Origin of the sequence: Peptacetobacter hominis (assembly GCF_006861675.1) — a bacterium.
In the GTDB taxonomy this organism is placed as follows: domain Bacteria; phylum Bacillota; class Clostridia; order Peptostreptococcales; family Peptostreptococcaceae; genus Peptacetobacter; species Peptacetobacter hominis.
The window spans coordinates 22,453-43,997 of record NZ_SGJB01000004.1 but is presented as its reverse complement, the minus strand read 5'-3'; the positions used below and the strand labels follow the sequence as shown (position 1 = coordinate 43,997).

General features: G+C 33.1%; 19 protein-coding genes. 17 read left to right on the top strand and 2 right to left on the bottom strand.

The window, feature by feature from the left end:
• The first annotated feature begins 28 nt into the window (after nucleotides 1-28).
• From EXD82_RS03045 to EXD82_RS03015, 7 genes are all read left to right on the top strand, one after another.
• The gene (locus EXD82_RS03045; RefSeq protein ID WP_142535444.1) at nucleotides 29-1,582 is read left to right on the top strand and encodes a cell wall-binding repeat-containing protein; all 1,554 of its coding nucleotides are present in this window, start codon (nucleotides 29-31) and stop codon (nucleotides 1,580-1,582) included.
• Between the two features lie 401 nt (nucleotides 1,583-1,983).
• On the top strand, nucleotides 1,984-2,841 hold the full coding sequence (locus EXD82_RS03040) for a MurR/RpiR family transcriptional regulator (RefSeq protein WP_142535443.1): 858 nt from the start codon (nucleotides 1,984-1,986) through the stop codon (nucleotides 2,839-2,841).
• A 215-nt stretch (nucleotides 2,842-3,056) separates the two neighbouring features.
• The gene (locus tag EXD82_RS03035) at nucleotides 3,057-3,839 is read left to right on the top strand and encodes an ABC transporter ATP-binding protein (RefSeq protein WP_142535442.1); all 783 of its coding nucleotides are present in this window, start codon (nucleotides 3,057-3,059) and stop codon (nucleotides 3,837-3,839) included.
• Between the two features lie 2 nt (nucleotides 3,840-3,841).
• Complete coding sequence (locus EXD82_RS03030) at nucleotides 3,842-6,499, top strand: extracellular solute-binding protein (RefSeq protein WP_142535441.1); 2,658 nt, start codon at nucleotides 3,842-3,844, stop codon at nucleotides 6,497-6,499.
• A gap of 106 nt (nucleotides 6,500-6,605) precedes the next feature.
• Nucleotides 6,606-7,706: a 2-aminoethylphosphonate--pyruvate transaminase gene (phnW, locus tag EXD82_RS03025; protein ID WP_142535440.1), complete on the top strand. Its 1,101-nt coding sequence runs from the start codon at nucleotides 6,606-6,608 to the stop codon at nucleotides 7,704-7,706.
• A complete protein-coding gene (phnX, locus tag EXD82_RS03020; protein ID WP_142535439.1) occupies nucleotides 7,696-8,472 on the top strand; it encodes a phosphonoacetaldehyde hydrolase in 777 nt (258 codons plus the stop codon). The genes phnW and phnX overlap by 11 nt, the downstream gene beginning before the upstream one ends.
• Nucleotides 8,473-8,789: 317 nt before the next feature.
• Nucleotides 8,790-9,086 (top strand): hypothetical protein, encoded by a 297-nt coding sequence (locus EXD82_RS03015; RefSeq protein ID WP_330573689.1) that lies wholly within the window; start codon nucleotides 8,790-8,792, stop codon nucleotides 9,084-9,086.
• Between the two features lie 39 nt (nucleotides 9,087-9,125).
• Here EXD82_RS03015 and EXD82_RS03010 read toward each other — a convergent pair whose 3' ends face one another.
• Nucleotides 9,126-9,797: a Crp/Fnr family transcriptional regulator gene (locus EXD82_RS03010; protein ID WP_142535438.1), complete on the bottom strand. Its 672-nt coding sequence runs from the start codon at nucleotides 9,795-9,797 to the stop codon at nucleotides 9,126-9,128.
• A gap of 131 nt (nucleotides 9,798-9,928) precedes the next feature.
• Between EXD82_RS03010 and EXD82_RS03005 the strand changes: the two genes are divergently transcribed.
• The 3 genes from EXD82_RS03005 (at nucleotide 9,929) to EXD82_RS02995 (ending at nucleotide 12,610) form a co-directional block, all read left to right on the top strand.
• A complete protein-coding gene (locus tag EXD82_RS03005; RefSeq protein WP_142535437.1) occupies nucleotides 9,929-10,669 on the top strand; it encodes an ATP-binding protein in 741 nt (246 codons plus the stop codon).
• A 130-nt stretch (nucleotides 10,670-10,799) separates the two neighbouring features.
• The gene (locus EXD82_RS03000; protein ID WP_142535436.1) at nucleotides 10,800-11,399 is read left to right on the top strand and encodes a DedA family protein; all 600 of its coding nucleotides are present in this window, start codon (nucleotides 10,800-10,802) and stop codon (nucleotides 11,397-11,399) included.
• Nucleotides 11,400-11,536: 137 nt separating this feature from the next.
• On the top strand, nucleotides 11,537-12,610 hold the full coding sequence (locus EXD82_RS02995; RefSeq protein ID WP_142535435.1) for an FUSC family protein: 1,074 nt from the start codon (nucleotides 11,537-11,539) through the stop codon (nucleotides 12,608-12,610).
• Nucleotides 12,611-12,756: 146 nt separating this feature from the next.
• On the opposite strand, the gene EXD82_RS02990 is transcribed toward EXD82_RS02995, so the two are convergent.
• Nucleotides 12,757-13,473 (bottom strand): CPBP family intramembrane glutamic endopeptidase, encoded by a 717-nt coding sequence (locus tag EXD82_RS02990; protein ID WP_142535434.1) that lies wholly within the window; start codon nucleotides 13,471-13,473, stop codon nucleotides 12,757-12,759.
• A 212-nt stretch (nucleotides 13,474-13,685) separates the two neighbouring features.
• On the opposite strand from EXD82_RS02990, the gene EXD82_RS02985 reads away from it, so the two are divergent.
• The 7 genes from EXD82_RS02985 to purH all read left to right on the top strand — a co-directional run bounded on the left by EXD82_RS02985 (nucleotide 13,686) and on the right by purH (nucleotide 21,531).
• Nucleotides 13,686-15,170 (top strand): bifunctional metallophosphatase/5'-nucleotidase, encoded by a 1,485-nt coding sequence (locus EXD82_RS02985; protein ID WP_142535433.1) that lies wholly within the window; start codon nucleotides 13,686-13,688, stop codon nucleotides 15,168-15,170.
• Nucleotides 15,171-15,226: 56 nt separating this feature from the next.
• Nucleotides 15,227-15,985: a pentapeptide repeat-containing protein gene (locus tag EXD82_RS02980; protein WP_142535432.1), complete on the top strand. Its 759-nt coding sequence runs from the start codon at nucleotides 15,227-15,229 to the stop codon at nucleotides 15,983-15,985.
• Between the two features lie 438 nt (nucleotides 15,986-16,423).
• A complete protein-coding gene (gene purE, locus EXD82_RS02975; protein WP_142535431.1) occupies nucleotides 16,424-16,897 on the top strand; it encodes a 5-(carboxyamino)imidazole ribonucleotide mutase in 474 nt (157 codons plus the stop codon).
• Between the two features lie 68 nt (nucleotides 16,898-16,965).
• Complete coding sequence (gene purF / locus EXD82_RS02970) at nucleotides 16,966-18,321, top strand: amidophosphoribosyltransferase (protein WP_142535430.1); 1,356 nt, start codon at nucleotides 16,966-16,968, stop codon at nucleotides 18,319-18,321.
• A gap of 21 nt (nucleotides 18,322-18,342) precedes the next feature.
• Nucleotides 18,343-19,419 (top strand): phosphoribosylformylglycinamidine cyclo-ligase, encoded by a 1,077-nt coding sequence (purM, locus tag EXD82_RS02965; protein WP_142535429.1) that lies wholly within the window; start codon nucleotides 18,343-18,345, stop codon nucleotides 19,417-19,419.
• The gene (gene purN, locus EXD82_RS02960; RefSeq protein ID WP_142535428.1) at nucleotides 19,413-20,006 is read left to right on the top strand and encodes a phosphoribosylglycinamide formyltransferase; all 594 of its coding nucleotides are present in this window, start codon (nucleotides 19,413-19,415) and stop codon (nucleotides 20,004-20,006) included. Before purM ends, purN begins: the two co-directional genes overlap by 7 nt.
• Entirely contained in the window at nucleotides 19,999-21,531 is a 1,533-nt protein-coding gene (purH, locus tag EXD82_RS02955) for a bifunctional phosphoribosylaminoimidazolecarboxamide formyltransferase/IMP cyclohydrolase (RefSeq protein WP_142535427.1), read from the top strand. The genes purN and purH overlap by 8 nt, the downstream gene beginning before the upstream one ends.
• Nucleotides 21,532-21,545: the final 14 nt, after the last annotated feature.

Genomic DNA, 21,545 nt, shown 5'->3' with positions numbered 1-21,545 from the left:
TTATAGATAAAATTTGATAGGAGGAAATATGAAACGATCGAATAAAATTATAAGTGCAGCAGTCGTATCTACAGTAATAGTATCGAGCGGGATAATAGGTATGGCAAATAATAATGGTGTAGATAGAACTTCAGCATCAAAAGATACAGATATGAAGTTAAATATAAAATCTGGAGCAGATGGAAGAAGTTTCAATCTGAAAGTCGATGATATAAGTACAACAAATGCATTTCATATGATATTTAAAATAGATGGAAATGTGGAATACAAGAGTATTTCATTTGCTGAAAAAATAAAATCAAATGGAACGTCAGATATAAAAACATCAAAAGATGGAAATATTACAACAGTTGATATAACAGTAACATCAGAAACTGATCTTACAAAAGCCGGAGAACTTGAAATAGGTGCAGTAACAATATCTGGAAATGCGGGAGAAGAATATAGGGTAACAGATGCTGAAATAACAACAGTAACAGCTACATATGATGAAGATGGTGATTCGAATCTTGAAAAAACCGGAGACCTTAGTATAACTGTAGGTGAAGGTGGAAATGGAGATTCGGTTTCATCTGGAGGAAGTTCTTCGGGAAGTGGTTCGTCTGGAGAAGGAACATCAGATGAGGAGATAAAGCCAGATGAAGAACCTACAGTAAATGTAGTAAAAATGACAGGTTCTGACAGATATGATACAGCAACAAAGATAAGCCAGATGGGATGGAAAACAGGAGCAGACACAGTAGTAATAGTAAATGGTAATGAAAAGCATATGGTAGATGGGCTTTCAGCAACACCTCTTGCAAGTGTAAACGATGCTCCGGTACTTCTTTCAAACAATGGAAAGCTTCCATCAGATACAGTTCAGGAGCTTAAACGTCTAAAACCAAAGAAAGTATACATAATAGGAGGAACGACATCAGTTCCTGCAACTGTGGTAAACAGTATAAAAAATACTGTATCAAATGTAAATGTAACTCGTATAGGTGGAAGTACAAGATATGAAACTTCACTTGCCATAGCAAAGGAAATAGACAAGACAAATGATGTATCAAAAATATTTGTAAGTGGCGGAAACGGAGAAGTTGATGCACTTTCAATAGCCTCTGTGGCAGGAAAGGCAAAAGCACCTATAATACTGACAGATGTAAATAAAGTAGACAGTAATGTTTATAACTTTATAAAATCTGAAAATGTAGGGGATGCATATTTTATAGGTGGAGAAAAGAGAATATCTGATAAAACAATAAATCAGATAAATCAGGTTGTATCAAAGGATGTAAGCAAAAATAGAATTGCAGGAAACACAAGAAAAGATACAAATGCAAAGGTAATAGAGAAATTCTATACAGGTTCTGAGTTAAAGGGAACAATTATAACGAAAGATGATGTTATAGTTGATGCTCTTACGGTTGGAAGTTTTGCAGCTAAAAACGATATGCCTGTAGTAATAGGAAAAGAATCTCTAAGTACTGCACAGAAAAAGGCACTTTCAGGTAAAAAGACAGAAAACATATATCAGGCTGGAGGGGGAACAAAACAGTCTGTAATGGATACACTAAAAGACATATTAAAGGGGAATTAGATTTGATATAAAAAGAACCATCAGAATAATTTATTCTGATGGTTCTTATTTTATATGTAGTCATCTGAAACAATTATATAAAAAAGTTCGACAATTGATTTTTATTGTAAAGAAACTGTTAAATAAGCATTAATAATATAGAAAATATAATGATATTTTTAATATAATGATAAATAAGAAATTAAATATGAATATATCATTCTGAAATTGAAAAGCTCTATATTTAGCCATTTGATACTGGCTTTAGAATATATATGCATATACAGATTAAATTTATTTTACAAAAGTTTAACTTATATATAATCGCTATAAATATCGGGGATATATGTTATAAATGAAAGAAATAAAAAAATAAAATCAATAATATTATGTAGTTTGACTACCTAAGGGGGATAGATAGGATGGAAAGAGAAGAACTTTTATTTATGATTGCAACGAAGTATATGACTCTGAGTAAATCAGAGAAAAAGGTAGCGGACTTTATAAAAAATTTCAGAGGTAAAGCGGAAAATCTTACAATGAAGCAGGTTGCAAAAGAGTCTGGAGTGAGTGAACCATCAGTTATGAGGTTTGCAAAATCATTGGGACTTGATGGATTCAATGAACTCAAGTACTCGCTTATAAAAAGAAATAAAGATGAGACAGGAACTATGAAGCCACTTCATGGGTTTGATATAAGCAGAAATGATACTATAGAAATGATTCCAGGCAAAATTGTTATGACTATTGAAAAACAGATAAACAGTATGCTTGAAGCTATATCTCTAAAGAGTTATTCAGATGTAATAGAAAGTATTTCAAATGCTGAAAATATTGATATATACAGTGTTGAAAACTCAGTGTCTTCAGCAAACGATCTGGCTACAAAACTGCTTTACCTTGGAATAAATGTAAAAATGTATACAGATGCATATCTACAGAAGATAAGTGCCTATAATCTCAGTGAAAAGGATGTTGCAATAGGAATATCTTATTCAGGAAATTCAAAGGATACCGTTGAGATGATAAAAACTGCCAAGAAAAAAGGAGCAAAAACAATAGTTATAACAAATTACAGAGATAGTAGAATAGTTAAATATGCAGATATACTTATATGTACAAGCAGTGATCAGATGCTTTATGGAGATGCAATATTTTCAAGAGCAATACAAATGGTAATAAATGATATGATTTATATGGGGATAATCCATAGCGACTACGATAAATATATAGATATACTAAAAAAGAATGAAAAAGCGATAAGAAACAGAGGATATTAATAAAAAATATATGCAGAAAATGTAGTGAAATGTAGTTTCACTACATTTTTTTATGTCCTGAAAATGATGGAATCACTACTTTTTTTTAACATGGATTTTATTGAATGGGATATTTTCGTGATGCTATACTTTGGATGTGGCAAGGGAAATGAAATTAAAATTTAAAATATAACCGATAGAAACACAAACTAAAAAAAGGAAAAGGAGAATAGAATATGCTTAAATTAAAAAATATAAAAAAGAGCTTTGATGGGAAAGAGGTTTTAAAGGATATAAGTATAGAAGTAGGAGATGGAGAAATAGTTTCAATACTTGGTCCATCAGGATGTGGAAAAACAACTTTACTTAATATAATACTTGGGCTTACAGATGCAGATTCAGGAGAAATAAATTTCAATGGAGAGGATCTTACAAAAGTTCCAATGGAAAAAAGAGGATTCAATATAGTTTTCCAGGATTATGCTTTATTTCCAAACCTTAACGCATACCAGAATATAACATACGGACTAAAAAATAAGCCGGGAATATCAACACAGCGGGAGATAGATGATTTTATAAATCTTCTTGGATTAAAAGAACATCTGAATAAAAAGATAGAGCAGCTTTCAGGTGGACAGAAACAGAGGGTTGCACTTGCGAGAACTCTTGTGATGAAGCCAAGAATACTTCTTCTTGACGAGCCGCTTAGTGCACTGGACGGAGTAATAAAAGAATCTATAAAAGAGCGTATAAAAACAATAGCTAAAGAACTTAATCTTACAATAATAATAGTAACTCATGACCCTGAAGAGGCACTTACTCTTTCAGATAAGGTACTTATAATAAATCAGGGAATGATATCTCAGTATGGAAATCCTGAAAGTATAATAAATGCTCCAGGAAACAATTTTGTAAAAGAATTCATACTTAATCAGCTTGAAATAAAGAAAAATAATATATTCAATCTTTTTAATATGGCAAGTCAGATAACGGCTGCTTCGACAGGGGGAGCGATGTAATCATGAAAATGAAGACACAGAAGGAAATAAAGTCCATATTCGGAATACTTTGTGTTGTATTTGCACTTTTCCTTATTATACCTCTTGCATATGTATTCAGATATGCATTTGTAGGAAATGCTGGAATAACAACAGAATTTTTCTCTGAGGTATTTTCAGAAAAAGGATTTACAACAGCAGTTATGAACAGTTTAAAAGTATCGGCGCTGAGTGCATGTATATCTACGGTGCTTGCATTTATACTTTCTTATACAGTTCACTATACAAACACAAAAGAACCCATCAAAAAATTCATAAAAACTGCAGCGGTATTTCCAATGCTTCTGCCTACAATAACATATGGATTCGCAATAATATATTCTTTTGGAAAACAGGGACTTATAACCACGCTACTTGGAAGACAGTTTTTTGAAATATACGGACTTAATGGGCTTGTGCTGGGATTTGTAATCTATACGCTTCCGATATCGTATATGCTGACATCAAATACTATGAGATATGTAGATAAGAAATTCTCTATAGTATCGAGAGTAATGGGGGACAGTCCTCTGAGAACTTTCCTTAATACGGTTCTTAGACCACTTGCAGGTACACTTGCGGCGGCATTTATACAGACATTCTTCCTTTCATTTACGGATTTCGGTATACCGGCATCTATAGGTGGAAAATACGATACAATAGCATCTACTTTATATTCTGAGATGCTGGGATCAATACCAAACTTCAATACAGGTGCAGTTGTAGCTCTTGTAATGCTGATACCTACAGCTGTAGGAATAGGGGTACTTACATATCTTGAAAGATTCAATATAAGATACCAGAAAATATCGAATGTTGAAATAAAAAAAGGACCTGTAAGAGATACAGTATTTTCAATAGCGTCAGTACTTGTATGTGTATCAATAATAATACCTTTCATAGTTATATTTATAGCTCCATTTGTAAAAATGTGGCCATATGATATGACACCTACATTAGATAATTTCATGAAGATAATAGAAACAGCAAATCTTGGAGAAGTATATCTTAATTCCATAGGAGTTGCAGCAGCTACAGCTGTAATAGGTATGATTCTTACATACTGTGCAGCGCTTGTAACTTCAAGAAGTGAGATAAATCCAAAGGCAAAATCAGTAATAGAAACAATATCACTTATAACAAATACTGTTCCTGGAATGGTAATAGGTATAGCTTATCTGCTTATGTTTACAGGAACAAGTATACAGAATACATTCACTATATTAGTTATATGTACGGTTGTGCATTATTTCTCAACACCATATCTTATGTTTAAAAACTCTCTTTCAAAGATGAACTCTTCATGGGAGACGACAGCAATGCTTATGGGAGATACATGGATAAAAACAATAATAAGAATAGTAACACCAAACTCATTTGCGACAATATGTGAAGTTTTATCTTATTACTTTGTGAATGCAATGGTAACAATAAGTGCGGTTGTATTCCTTGTTGGAGCGAGAACTGCAACAATTACAACAAAGATAAAAGAACTTCAGTATTTTGCTAAATTTGATGAAATTTTTATACTCTCAATAATGATACTAATAACAAATGTTGTTGTTAAAGCGATTTTTCAGGCGCTTGCAAATAGAAAAACTTCAGAATCAGAAGAAAAAGAAGAAAACAAAGGAGAAAGAAGAAAAATGAGTCTAAAGAAAAAGCTGGTTTTACCATTATTATGTTTAACAATGGCAGTTGCACCTCTTGCAGGATGCGGAAAAACAGGATCATCAGATCAGGTTGTAATCTACTCTAACGCGGATGAAGAAGCTATAGAGGCGATGTCAAAAGCACTTGATGAGAATGGATATGAAGGACAGTATACAGTACAAACATTTGGTACATCTGAACTTGGAGGAAAATTAATAGCAGAGGGAACTAATATAGAAGCAGACATGGTTACAATGAGTTCTTTCTATCTTGATAGTGCTCAGGAAAAAAATGATATGTTTGAAAAAAGAAATTATGATATAAAAACTCTTGATGGAATAGATGTTCCGGATTTCTATGCACCTATAACTTCACAGGAGGGAGCAATAATAGTTAATACAGAGATGATAAAGGAAAACAACCTTCCTATGCCTACATGTATAAAAGATTTAGCTAAGCCTGAATACAAAGGATTTATATCAGTAACAGATGTTGCAAGCTCATCTACAGCATGGCTTTTAGTACAGGCTATAATAAGTGAATACGGTGAAACAGAAGGGAAAGAAATACTTTCAGCTATATATGAAAATGCGGGAGATCATATAGAGGAATCAGGTTCAGCACCACTTAAAAAAGCAAGAGCAGGAGAAGTTGCAATAGGATTTGGTCTTCGTCATCAGGCAGTTGCAGACAAAGAAGAAGGGCTACCAATAGACTATGTAGACCCAACAGAAGGAAACTTCTCTCTTACAGAATCAGTTGCAGTAGTTAAAAAAGACGATGCTGAAAAAGTTGAATTATGTCAGGAAATGGCAAAATGCATAATAGAAAACGGTAGAGAGTACCTTATACAGACATATCCAAATGCGATATATGAAGGTGAAAAAACAGATAACAAAAACCACTCTAAATATCCAAAAGTATTTGCAGAACCTTTAACAGCAGAACTTCTTGAAAAACACATAGAATTCTCAGATTCATGCAAATAATATAAAAAAATATAAGAAAAATAATAGTAGAGATAAACAGCCCCTGAATGTTTCGGGGGTCTGTTAACGAAACTTAAAATAAAAATAAAAAGGAGAATTAAAAAAAATGAACTATAAACTATTAACACCAGGACCACTTACAACAAGTGAAACTGTAAAGAAAGCGATGATGGTAGATCATTGTACATGGGATAATGACTACAAGGTTATAACACAGAAAATAAGAAAAGACCTTCTTGAACTTGCAAATGCATCAGAAGAAAATTATACAGTAGTGCTTATGCAGGGAAGTGGAACTTTTGGAGTTGAATCAGTAATAACAAGTTCTGTAGGTAAGGAAGATAAACTTCTTATATGTGAAAATGGAGCATACGGTAAAAGAATGAAAGATATAACAGAGCATGCCGGAATCAACAGCGTAGTATACAGCGAGCCATTCAATATGATACCAGATGCTGCTAAAATAGATGAAATACTTAAAAATGATCCAGAAATAACTCATGTATCTATGGTCCACAGTGAAACAACTTCAGGAATACTTAACGATATAGAATCAGTTGCAAAAGTTGTAAAAGGGCATGGAAAAACTTTTATAGTTGATGCTATGAGTAGTTTTGGTGGAGTAGTTATAGATATGGATAAACTTGGAGCAGACTTTATGATAAGCAGCTCAAATAAATGTATACAGGGAGTACCAGGATTCTCATTCATAATAGCAAGAAAAGACGCTTTAAAAGCATGTGAAGGAAAAGCCAGAAGTTTATCATTAGACCTTTATGACCAGTTCAAGACAATGAACATAGACGGAAAATGGAGATTTACTTCACCAACTCATGTTGTTCTTGCATTTGCACAGGCAATAGAAGAACTTAAAGCTGAAGGTGGAATACAGAAGCGTTATGAAAGATATCTAAATAATAACCGTACTCTTATAGCAAAAATGGAAGAACTTGGAATAAAAACATACATAGATATAGATCATCAGTCACCAATAATAACAACTTACCTTTATCCTGAAATACACAATTATTCATTTGAGGAAATGTATGAGTATATAAAAGAGAGAGGATATGCTATATATCCAGGAAAAGTTACTGAAGCTGATACATTCAGAATAGGTAATATAGGTGAAATATACGAAGAAGATATGATAAAACTTGCTGAAATAATAAAAGAGTTCATGGAGGTAAAAGCAAATGAGCAGTAGAAAAACAGAGGCAGTAATATTTGACTGGGCAGGAACTACAGTAGACTATGGATGCTTTGCACCTGTACAGGCTTTTGTAGAGGTATTCAAGGAGTACGGAGTAGAACCTACAATGGAAGAAACAAGAAAACCAATGGGAATGCTGAAAATAGACCATATAAGAACTATGCTTAATATGGAAAGAATAAGTACTGAATTTGAAAAAGTACACGGAAGAAAACCTGAGGATAACGATGCAAAGGAAATGCATGATATATTCGAGAAAAAACTTCTTTCTATACTTCATAACTTTGCAGAACCAAAGCCATATGTTATTGAAACAGTGGCAGAACTTAGAAAAAGAGGAATAAAAATAGGATCTACAACTGGATACACTGATAAAATGATGGAAATAGTTACAAGAGAAGCAAAAGCTGCAGGATACGAACCTGACTGTTGGTTCAGCCCTGATTCAACTTGCGGTGTCGGTAGACCAAAACCATTTATGGTATTTAAAAACCTTGAAAAACTTGGTGTATCATCAGTAGAGAATGCGATAAAAGTAGGAGATACGGTATCGGATATAAAAGAAGGAAAAAATGCCGGACTTCTTACAATAGGTGTTATAGAAGGAAGTTCTGAAATGGGACTTACAGAAGAAGAGTACAATGCTCTAACAGAAGAAGAAAAAATAGAAAACTGTGAAAGAGTAAGAGAAGTATACATGAATGCAGGTGCTGACTTTGTTGTTCAGGATATGAGAGGAATACTTGCATTTATAAAATAAGCAATCAACTTAAATAAATATATATTTACCTTAAAACTATCCATTGACCGGAAAACAGGATGTACTATACATCCTGTTTTTCTTTGTTAATAAAAATGCAATGATTATAAAATAAAGAAAAAAGTACATATATATAGAAAAAATAGTCTAAAATAACGTTTCCTATAGTTTAAAATGAAAAATAAATATTCAAAATGAGATTAAAAAACAAGGAGTTTCGCGAAAAATAAAATTAACTATTACGAAAAAAGAAAAATTTATGCTATAATGCAAAAGTCGTAAAAAAGAGAAGAATATTTATTTTGAAAGGAGAATATATGGAAACAACAAATCATTATTTAACAGATGCACCGATAGGAAAGCTTATGATGAAATTTTCTATTCCGTGTATATTATCATTACTTGTATCATCACTATATAACATAGTTGACCAGATATTTATAGGTTGGGGAGTCGGATATCTTGGAAATGGAGCTACAAATGTAGTATTCCCAATCACAATAATAGCACTAGCCATAGCACTTATGATAGCAGTGGTATTCAGAAAGCTTGATAGTGAAAATTGTAATGATGGTGAAGATATAGCCGAAAATAATATTTGTAATGCTATATAGTATATGCAAAACCTTAGGTGGCGGAATTTTATCCGTCACCTATACTTTTATCTTAAATATATCTTTTTTAAACTCGATAAGGCCATCCTTCTGCATTTTAGATAGTTCCGCAGAAAGTGCAGATCTATCTACTGATAAATAGTCGGCAAGCTGTTGTCTATTAAAAGGAATTTTAAAATACTCGGAATCAGATTTTGAATCTTCATAGGATAAGTATAAAAGAACTTTTTCTCTGATTGTCTTTTGAGTCAGATATTCTATTTTTCTTGTGAAATCAAGGTTTCTATGGGCGAGTATATTCAGCAGGTTTTTTACAATTCTTGAATGAAGCCGGCATGAGTTTGAACAGACAGCCATTACTCTATTTACGTTCATAAAAAGAATCTCTGTATCACAATCTGAAACTATATTTACCATAAGTGGATCCTCGGAACTGCATGCATAACTTTCACCGAATATATCTCCAGGAGAGATTTTACCTATTATTTTTCTGTTTCCCCATATATCGTATCTTTCTATTGATACACTTCCACTCAAAACAAAACCAATGCTTTCTATAAAATCTCCGATTCTATATATAGTTTCATCTTTTTTGAATTTCTTTGAAACAGCATTTAAACATTCTAACATTGAAATTATATCGTTTTCGGAAACTCCATCGAATAAAGCTGAATTATTTAGTATTTCCCGTTTTTTTAAATTTAATATCATATTTTTCACCTCAAAGTTGTTTTTACAACGTAATTATTAAATTAATTCTATTATAATATGGGTATAGAATCAATATAATAATTAGAGTATATAAGATATATAAGTTTAATTTTGAGGAGAGTAGGAGAGTTATGATAAGAAGAATAATAAAAATAGACGAAGAAAAATGTAATGGATGTGGACTTTGTGCTGAAGCATGTCACGAATGTGCGATAGGAATGATAGATGGAAAGGCGAAACTTCTAAAAGATGATTACTGTGATGGGTTAGGTGACTGTCTTCCGGTATGTCCAACAGGTGCTATATCATTTGAAGAAAGAGAAGCAGCTGCATATGATGAAGAAGCTGTTAAAAAAAGAATGGAAGCTAAAAAAGCGGGAATTAATCTTCAGGGAGAAAAACTTCCATGTGGATGTCCTGGAAGCCAGAGTAAAACAATAGAAAGAAAATCAATAGATCTTAATGTATCAACAAAACAGAATAAGACTGTAAATATAGAGAATACGAGCAGACTTTCTCAGTGGCCGGTGCAGATAAAACTTGCCCCTATAAATGCACCTTACTTTGATGGAGCAAAACTGCTTATTGCTGCTGACTGTACTCCTTTTGCATATGCAAATTTCCATGAGGATTTTATAAAAGGACATATAACTCTTATAGGATGTCCAAAGCTTGATATGGTAGATTATTCAGAAAAGCTTACTGAGATAATAAAAAACAACAATATAAAAAGTGTAAAAGTCGTGAGAATGGAAGTTCCATGTTGTGGTGGAATTGAAAAAGCAGCGATAGAAGCTATGAAAAACAGTGGTAAATTTATACCATGGCAGGTGGTTACAATAAGAACAAATGGAGAAATACTAGAAGACTAGAAAATATATTTAAAACAGGCATTTTTATGCCTGTTTTTTTATTCATAAATACTTTAGATAACTTTAAGATTAAATAAAAATATAAATGGTATAATATAAAAGTAAATACATTCAAATTAAAGAGGTAAGTATGGAAGCAGGAATAATATATATAGTAAATAAATTTGGATACCTTGGTATAGGAATATTAATGGCGATAGAAAATATATTTCCGCCGATACCGTCAGAAGGAGTTCTGACATTCGGAGGTTTTGCAACTACGTACACAGAACTTACAACAATAGGTGTAATTATTACATCGACTATAGGATCTGTAATAGGGGCTATATTTCTATACTACGTTGGAAAACTTATGACAAAAGAAAAAATGGAAAATTTCATAGACGGCAAATATGGTAAAATGCTGAAACTAAAAAAAGATGATGTGAGAAAGGGATATAAGTGGTTCAATAAACACGGATATAAAGCAGTTTTTATAGGGCGATTTGTTCCTATTATAAGAAGTATAATATCAGTTCCAGCCGGAGCATCAAAAATGGATATGAAGAAATTTCTAATTCTTACTACACTTGGAACTATTATATGGAATACGATTCTTGTAAATATAGGAAGTATGCTGGGAAGTGCATGGAATAATATAGAAGAATATATGAATCGGTATACTCTTATTATTCTAGCTGTAATACCGATAGTGTTTATAGTATATCTTGTAAGGAAGAAAAGAAAATAGAAATGCAGGCATTTGATAAAACTGATCTGAAAAATTATTATGTATAGACAAAAAAACAAATAGAAACATAATAAATGATGTGATATAATGCTCTACATGCTGTAAAAATAATACTATTTACAGGGAGTGATGTAGAGATGAATTTTTATGATTTAATGCAGCTTGATGTGTATGCACTTAGAGGATATATATCTAAAGAAGAGTCAAAAAAAGGAAAAATGTACTATATGTCGGCTCTGTTGACAAAGAGTATTTTAACAGTACTGTTTGCGGTTTCAGTAATTTCTGCAATGAGTTTTGCATTTGGAACTGAAAACAGTGGCATGGCAGTATTTATATTCTGTATATTTATGAGCATGAGATTTATAGGATACAATTACAATATAAAAGATTCGATAATAGGTCTTGCAGTGGTATACGTAATAATGTTTATTTCTCCGGTATGCCAGTATATACTTGGGCCATACGCAGGAATACTTATAAACTTTATGGCAATAACCGCCATTCTTGTTATAACAAGTGATAGACCGGAATACGGTAATGCCGGTATTTATATGTTTGGATATGTATTTGCAATGGATACAAATGTTACTATGGAAGTAATGACAGGAAGATTTTTTATGTTTATAGTAGGTTTTATTGCATGCAGTATTGTAATGTACAGAAACAATAAACATAAAGATAAACATATTTCATTTAAAGATATACTAGCTGGATTTAGAATGAGAAATAAAAAGAGCAGATGGATGATAAAGGTTGCAGCAATTATGAGTTTGCTGTTCTTTATCGGTGAAGTTGTAAATATAGACAAATTTATATGGGCAGGATTTGCATGTGCGTCAATTATTACTGCATATGAGGCGGATTTCAGTGCACGAGTAAAACAGAGAACATATGGTATCGTAATGGGAACAATTTTATTTGTTCTTATATGTTCAGTTATGCCTGCTGGATATATGTTTATAGTAGGTCCGATAGCTGGTATTATAATGGGGCTATGTACAGAATACAGAAACAAAACAGCCTGTAACTGTTTTGGCGCATTGGCTATGGCCCGGGGAGTATATGGTACAGGAAGTGCAGCGGTTATGAGAATTGCAAATAATATAGGCGGTTCATTGCTGGCTTTATTTGGAATATATGCGATATCAGTTGTTGTAACTTTGTTCAGAAAGCTTAATGAAATTGAAAATTATCAGCTTACAGAATAATTTATACAACAATATATTAATAAAAAAACTGATTATTTATAATACAGTTATACAATATGAGTTTGTGGAATTAAAGCATTCAGGTTTTTATTGCCTGAATGCTTTTTATTTGTATATAGATCCCAGGTTTTACTGATGTATCCTTTTTAGTGTTTTGATTTTTTTACATATTTTATTATGATTTTTATAATTTCAATTATCAATAGAATATCTATAACAATACCTATTATAAAATCAGAATAAAAAATACCGATTTCTGATATAAAAAGCGAAAAATCAAAATACATATGCCAGAAAATAAGAGCGCTTATATTCCCGGTTTCGACAAAGAAAAAAGCCGCAAGAAGTCCAAAAGGTATGACATTTACAGTCTGTATAAATGCTGACTCAACTGAAAGCCCGGCAGCAATATTTACCATATGAAGAAGAGAGAAGAATATAGCCGAAACCACAATCATAACAGGTTTTGAATAATTCTTTTCCTGCATATATGAAATTATAAAATTTCTGAAAGTACCCTCTTCTGAAAGTCCGATCATAAAAGTAAGTATAGCTGACGAGATGATTCTTGCAGAAAATTTTGAAGTGATTATTCCCTCTGCAATAGTGAGTACAACCGATAATACAGCTATAAAAGGTATAAGAGAAATTCCTACAGAAGGCTTTTCAAATGCGGTTTTTAGTTTGTCTGTAATGCTATAGTTTTTATTTATATAAAGAGTATAAACCGAAAGTATAATCATCATAGGTATAGCAGCAATGCTTATAATAGGGCTATTATATCCTATACCAAACATATTTAGCGAAAAAAATCCCACACCAGCAATAACATAGTAAATAATATTTTTCAGTAATAGATTCATTTTATCCTCCTTAAAAAAGACATATTTTCCGAAATTAAATAAAATTTGGAATAATTATGCAAAATTATACTGAATACAAAATATTATGTCAACAACAAAAAGGATACAAAGAGTTACAAAAAACATATTTGTAACGAATACTTAATATGTATTTTAAAAACAGATGTTAATATAATCTAACAGACGTTAAAAATAAATAAAGAGGTGTGAATATGGGAAAGAAAAAAGAAAACAGTAAAGAAAGATTCAAAAACCTTACACTTCTTCACTCAAATGATCTACATGGAGATTTTCTTGCGGAAAAAGTGAATCGGGAGCTTGTTGGCGGAGTATCAATGCTTTCCGGATATATAGATAAAGTAAGAAATGAGGAAAAAAATGTTATATATGCAATAGCTGGGGATATGTTCAGGGGATCTGTAATAGACAGTGAGTATAAAGGAATATCTACAATAGAAATAATGAATCTGATTGGACCGGATATTGCTACAATAGGAAATCACGAAGTCGACTATGGAATAGCTCATCTTCTGTTTATAGAAAAGTGTGCTACATTCCCGATTATAAATGCAAATATGTATATAGCTACAAATAACCATAGAATGTTCAGGCCGTATAGAGTGATAAAAATAGACGGAATGAAAATAATGTTTATAGGTATAATAACAGAGATGGTTCTATCAAGGACCAGAATGGAAAATATGATAGGTTCTCTTATTGATATAAATGATGCGGTGGATGAGATAGGAAAAATATGCAATGCATATAGAAAAGAAGATGTCGATATGACAGTTCTTCTTACACATATAGGTTTTGATGAGGACAAGGTCCTTGCGTCAAAACTAAAAAAAGAATGGGGAATAGACCTTATAATAGGAGGACATTCCCATACGCTTCCGGATGAACCTGAGATAGTAAATGGAATACCGATTGTTCAGGCTGGTATAGGTACAAACCAGATTGGAAGATTTGATATGATAATAGATACAAAAAAGAAAAGAATTGCTTCCTATAAATGGAAGACGATACCTATAAAAGAGGAGTACTGCCCAAGAGATAATCAGCTTGAATCTCTTATAAATACGTATAAAAAAGAAGTAGACGGGAAATACGGAAGAATAGTTACAAGGCTAAATAGACAGATTACACATCCGGAAAGAACCAGAGAAACAGAAGCAGGAAATCTTATGGCGGATATACATAAGGAAGTATCAGGAGTGGATATAATGTTTCTTGGAAGTGGAAGTCTGAGAAAGAAAAGACTCGGACCGGTTGTAAGCCTTGGAGATTTGACAGAGTTTTATCCGTATGACGATGAGATATATGTGACAGAATTAAAAGGAAAGACAATCAAGAAATTTATATCAAATATGTTCAGAAATGCGTATATAGAGCCTATTTCATCAGAATTTTATCAGGTGTCTTACGGGTGTGAGTTTATATGGTCAATGTCTGAACAGAAGCTCATAAAGGCGGAACTTGATGGAGATAAGATAAAAGATGACAAAAAATACACTGTAGGTATACAGAGATACCATTATGAAAATGTTGAAAAAAATCTTGGGGTCAAGAAAAAGGAATTTGACAAGGATATAAGATGCACTGCTACTTCAGGATTTCAGGTTGTTGAGGAATACCTGTCTACACATATGCATATGGATTCGATGGTAGAGGGAAGGCTTAAGATAGTGGATTAGTTCAGAATGATGTATAATATAAGTAATAGAAAAACTTCAACAGAGAAGGTGATATTATGAGAAATATATCAGAGCAGGAACTAAGGGATATGATAAAAGAAAGAGATATCTCAGAAGGAAATAAAATGCTGGACTTAAAAAGATGCAGATTTGAAAATATCGATATGAGCGGTATGAAACTGAGAAATATCGATTTTGAATGGTGTGATTTTATCGATGTAAATCTGGATGGCGCAGATTTTGAGGGCTCTATATTAAGTAATGCCTATATGGAGAGACTATCTCTTAAGAATGTGTCTTTCAGAAACTGCATGATGCACAGTACAGACCTGAGATTTTCTAATCTTGAAGGTGCAGATTTGAGAGGTGCCGATATATTCTGTTCAAATCTTGAAGATACAATACTTGATGGTGTAATAACGGATGATACGACAAAACACTTCAAAATGAAATGTCCGGAGACAGGACCTTTTATAGGATGGAAGACCTGCTTTAATATGAGGCTTGTAATGCTTCTTATTCCTGCAGATGCAAGAAGAACATCATCAACAATGAATACATGCAGATGTGATAAGGCTAAGGTTCTTAAAATAACAAATCCGGATGAAAGTGTGAAGTTTGATGAAGCGGTTTCATTTGTAGATGGAGATTTTGTGTATAGAACTGGAGAAATGGCATATGCAAAAGGTTTTAACCCGGATAGATGGAGAGATTCTACAGGTGGAATACACTTTTTCCTTTCAAAAGAAGAAGCTCTTGGATATCTTATGAGTATAAGTGAAGAACAATGTGAATCAGCAAATAACTGGGTTTAAACGATAAAAATAAAATTATATATAAAAAAATAATAATAGTATTTAAAAATATAGAAAAGGCATATATAATATATCTCGTAGTCAAAACAGATAAATTAAATTAAGTCAACAAAGCATTGGGTGCTGCTTCATTAATGACGGCATCTGATGCTTTTATTTTTTTGTCTGCATAAAAGGAATAGAAGTACTTCAGATAGAAATATAGATAAAATGGTCTATTTCTGCAATAAATACATATTATCCGAACAAAAAATAAATTTTACACTCAAAAACACGAACATTATCTAGGTGAAACAATTAAAAATTTAATATTTTTACAAAAAAAACAAAAAATAAGTTGATAAAATAGGTATATTAATATAAAATTTAATTATATAGTTCGTATAATAATACGAATTTTTTTAACTGAACAAATAAAAGGAAGAGAGGGGAAATAAAATGAAAGTAGCAGTAATAATGGGATCTAAATCAGATTACCCAAAAGTTGAAGAAGGAATAAATGTTTTAAAGGAATTTGGGGTAGAGGTTGTAGTAAGAGCTTTATCAGCTCACAGAACTCCTGTACAGCTTACAGAATGCCTTGAAGGACTTGAAGGAAACACAGACGTTATAATAGCGGCTGCAGGAAAAGCTGCACATCTTCCAGGTGTAATAGCAGCTCAGACATTAATACCTGTAGTAGGTCTTCCAATAAAATCATCTACTATGGACGGTCTTGACTCGCTTTTATCAATAGTTCAGATGCCAAAAGGTATACCTGTTGCGACAGTAGCAATAGACGGAGGTCTTAACTCTGCTCTTTTAGCTCTTCAGATGATGGCGCTTAAATATCCTGAACTTACAGGAAAACTTCAGGCCTACAGAGATGAAATGGCTAAAAAAGTTTTAGATGACGATGCAAGCCTTAGATAATGAATCGGACAATATAACAATGACATATATTTATTAAATAAAATCTATTAAAAAAGGATGGTGTGTTTATGAGCGGAATACTAGGTGTATATTCAGACAAAGATGTATCGAAAGAATTATACTATGGTATATACTCTATGCAGCATAGAGGACAGGAAAGCTGTGGTATGGCTATATACGATACTGAAGCTTCAGAAATTGTATATAAAAAGGAAAAAGGACTTGTAGGAGATGCCTTCAAAGAGGAGGAACTTAAAAACTACAAAGGAAATATAGGTATAGCACATGTAAGATCTTCATCAGTAGGTCACAACCATGTGTCAAATACTCAGCCTTTTGTTGGAAGTTGCAGATCTAGAAAGCTTGCAATAGTTGACAATGGAAGTCTTGTGAATGCAAATTATCTTAGAGATTCTCTTGAAGAGGAAGGATTTATGTTCCAGACAAATTCAGATGCTGAGGTAATACTTCACATACTTGCAAGATACTACAAAGGAGATATAGTTGAAGCTGTTAAAATGACTATGGATCATATAAAAGGATCGTATACTCTTGCTCTTATATGTGATGATTCACTTGTTGCAGTAAGAGATCCTCATGGATTCAGATCACTTCTTCTTGGTAAAAAAGGAAATGAATATCTTGTAGCTTCTGAAAACAGTGCAATAGAAATACTTGGTGGAGAAGTAATAAGAGACGTTGAACCAGGTGAGATAATAGTTGTAAAAGACGGAGAACTTAAATCATATCACTACTCAGAAGTATGCAAACCTGTTAAGAAAAGCTGTATATTCGAGCATGTATATATAGCAAGAAACGACGCTACAATAGACGGACTTAATGCTTACGAATTCAGAATAAACTGCGGTGCATATCTTGCAAGAAATGAAGATATAAAAGCTGACTGTGTTGTTCCAGTGCCGGATTCAGGATGGGCAGGAGCGATAGGTTATGCAAATGAAAGTGGACTTAAAACTACTGAGGGTCTTGTAAAGAACAGATATGTTGGTAGAACATTTATAAAACCTACTCAGGAAGAGAGAGAAATAGCAGTAAGAATAAAACTTAACCCACTTGCATCAGCAATAAAAGGAAAATCTATAATACTTGTAGATGACTCTATAGTAAGAGGAACTACTTCAAAACAGCTTGTAAAATCACTTAGAGAAGCTGGAGCAAAAGAAGTACACCTTAGAATAACTTCACCACCTGTAAAATTTCCTTGCTACTACGGAATAGACACTCCAACAAGAGAGAGTCTTCTTGCAGCAAGCCATAGTGTAGAGGAAATGAGAGAATACATAGGCTGCGATACACTTAAATTTATAAGCCTTGAAGGAATGAAAGAGGCAGCACACGGAATGAACACATTCTGTACATCATGCTTCGATGGAGATTATGCAGTAAAAAAAATAGATAAATAAAAAATCTAGGAGGATTATGAAATGCTAACTTACAAAGCTTCTGGTGTTAATATAGACGAAGGAAACAGAGCTGTAGACCTTATAAAAGGAAAAATAAAAGAAACTTATGACAACAATGTTATAGGAGATCTTGGAAACTTCAGTGGACTTTACAGCATAGCTGAATTTGCTGGAATGAAAGATCCTGTAATAATGGGAGCTACTGACGGTGTTGGTACAAAACTTAAAATAGCTCAGATGATGGACGTTCACAATACAGTAGGTATAGACCTTGTTGCGATGAGTGTAAACGACCTTATATGTCAGGGTGCAAGACCACTATTCTTCCTTGACTATATAGCTTTAGGAAAATTAGTTCCTGAGCATATAGCTGAGATAGTTGACGGTGTTGCAAACGGATGTAAAATGTCAGGATGTGCACTTATAGGTGGAGAAACAGCTGAAATGCCTGGTATGTATGGAGAAGACGACTACGATTTAGCAGGATTTGCTGTTGGTATAGCTGACAAGGAAAAAATAGTTACTGGAAAAGATGTAAAAGCAGGAGATGTTCTTGTTGGTATAACTTCAAGTGGAGTTCACTCAAACGGATTCTCTTTTGTAAGAAAAATATTCCTTGAAGAATACAACTACGATATGAACCAGTATGTTGAAGAATTAGGAATGACAGTAGGAGAGGCACTTCTTACTCCAACAAAAATATATGTAAAACTTGCTCTTGACCTTATAGAAAAACAGAATATAAAAGCTATAGCTCATATAACTGGTGGAGGAGTTATAGAAAACATAACAAGAGTAATACCAAAAGGTCTTGGACTTGATATAAACACTAAATCTTGGGAAAAACCACCTATATTCAAGATGATAGAAGGATTCAATGCTGTTGAGCAGAGAGAACTTCATAAGAGTTTCAACATGGGTATCGGACTTGTTGTAATAGTAAACAAAGAAGATGCTCAGGCAGTTGTTGATTACATAAATGCAAGACCAAATGACAATGCAGCTTATGTTGATGAAAAATACGCTTCTTTAATGGAAGATAAAGCATACATAATAGGAGAAGTTACTGATTCTCACGAAGGAGTAGAACTATGCTAAATATAGCTGTTTTAGTATCTGGAGGGGGAACAAACCTTCAGTCTATAATAGATGCTGCCGAGGCAGGAGAAATAAACGGACAGATAAAGGTTGTAATTTCTAACAAAGAAAATGCATACGGACTTGAAAGAGCCAGAAAGCACAACATAGAGGCTGTATTTGAAAATGACGAGGAAAAAGTCATTGAAATACTTAAAGAAAAAGAAATAGATCTTGTGGTGATGGCAGGATATCTGAAGATAATAAGCCCAAGATTTGTAAATGAATATAAAAACAGAATGATAAACATTCATCCTTCACTTATACCTTCTTTCTGCGGTAAGGGATTCTACGGAAAGAGAGTACATCAGGGTGTTCTTGACTACGGAGCAAAAGTTACTGGAGCCACAGTTCACTTTGTAACTGAAGGTGCCGATGAAGGTCCTATAATAATGCAGGAAGCAGTACCTGTAATGCAGGATGACGATGCAGATACACTTGCTGCTAGAGTTCTAAAAGTGGAACATAAAATACTTAAAAAGAGCGTAGGACTTATATGCGATGGAAAAGTAAAAGTAGATGGAAGGAGAGTATATATAAATGAGTAAAAGAGCTTTAATAAGTGTTACTGATAAAACAGGAGTACTTGAGTTTGCAAAAGCACTTAACGAACTTGATTTTGAAATAATATCAACTGGTAATACATTTAAAATGCTTAAAGAAAACGGGGTAAATGTAATGCAGGTTGAAGACGTTACAAAATTCCCTGAAATACTTGATGGAAGAGTAAAAACTCTTAACCCATATATACATGGTGGAATACTTTACAGAAGAGACCTTGAAAGTCATGTTGAAACAGTAAAAGAACACGGAATAGAAGGAATAGACCTTGTATGTGTAAACCTTTATGATTTCGAGGGAACTTTAAAGGCAGGAAAAAGCCACGCTGAAATGATAGAAAACATAGACATCGGTGGACCTTCAATGATAAGATCAGCAGCTAAAAACTATAAAGACGTTATAATAGTTACTGATATAAAAGACTACGATATGGTAATAGAAGGACTTAAAGAGGGAGATCTTTCTGAAGAAGCAAGAAGAAACCTTGCATACAAGGCATTCTCTACAACAGGAAGATACGATGCTTTAATATCTACTTACTTTGCAGAGCAGGTTGGAGACGATTATCCAGAGCTTCTTAACCTTACATTCCAGAAGGAACAGACTCTAAGATACGGTGAAAACCCACATCAGAACGGAATACTTTACTCTCAGCCAAATGCTAAAAACCCTATACTAAACTACGAGCAGCTTAACGGAAAAGAACTTTCTTTCAACAACTTAAACGACCTTACAGGATGTCTTGAAGTTATGAGAGAGTTCAAGGATTCTGAAGAGGTTGCTGCAGTAGCAATAAAACATACTAACCCATGTGGTGTAGGTCTTGGAAAAGATGCTTTAGAAGCTTACATAAAATGTTATGAAGCTGACAAGACTTCTATATTCGGTGGAATAGTTGGTATAACTTCAACAGTTGATAAAGCTGTTGCAGAAGAACTTCACAAAATATTCCTTGAAATAGTTGTTGCATACGACTTTACAGATGAAGCTCTTGAAATACTTAGAACTAAGAAAAACCTTAGAGTATTAAAACTTGCTAAAATAGAAGACAGCAAACAGAAATACGATATGAAATATCTTGATGGAAAACTTCTTATCCAGGATAAAGATGTTAAACTTGCTGATAAATACGAAACAGTAACAAAACTTGAACCTACTGAAGAAGAACTTGAAGATATGAAATTCGGTATGAAGATAGTTAAAAACATGAAGTCAAATGCTATAGCAGTTGTAAAAGACGGACAGACTTTAGCATTAGGATGTGGACAGACTTCAAGAATATGGGCTCTTAAGAATGCTCTTGAAAACAACAAAGATAAAGACTTTACAGGAGCAACTCTTGCATCTGATGCATTCTTCCCATTTGACGACTGTGTTACACTAGCAAATGAATATGGAATAAAATCAATAGTACAGCCTGGTGGATCAATAAGAGACCAGGATTCAATAGATGCCTGCGATAAATTCAATATGTCAATGGTATTTACAGGAGTAAGACATTTCAAACACTAAGAGAGGTATCGGAT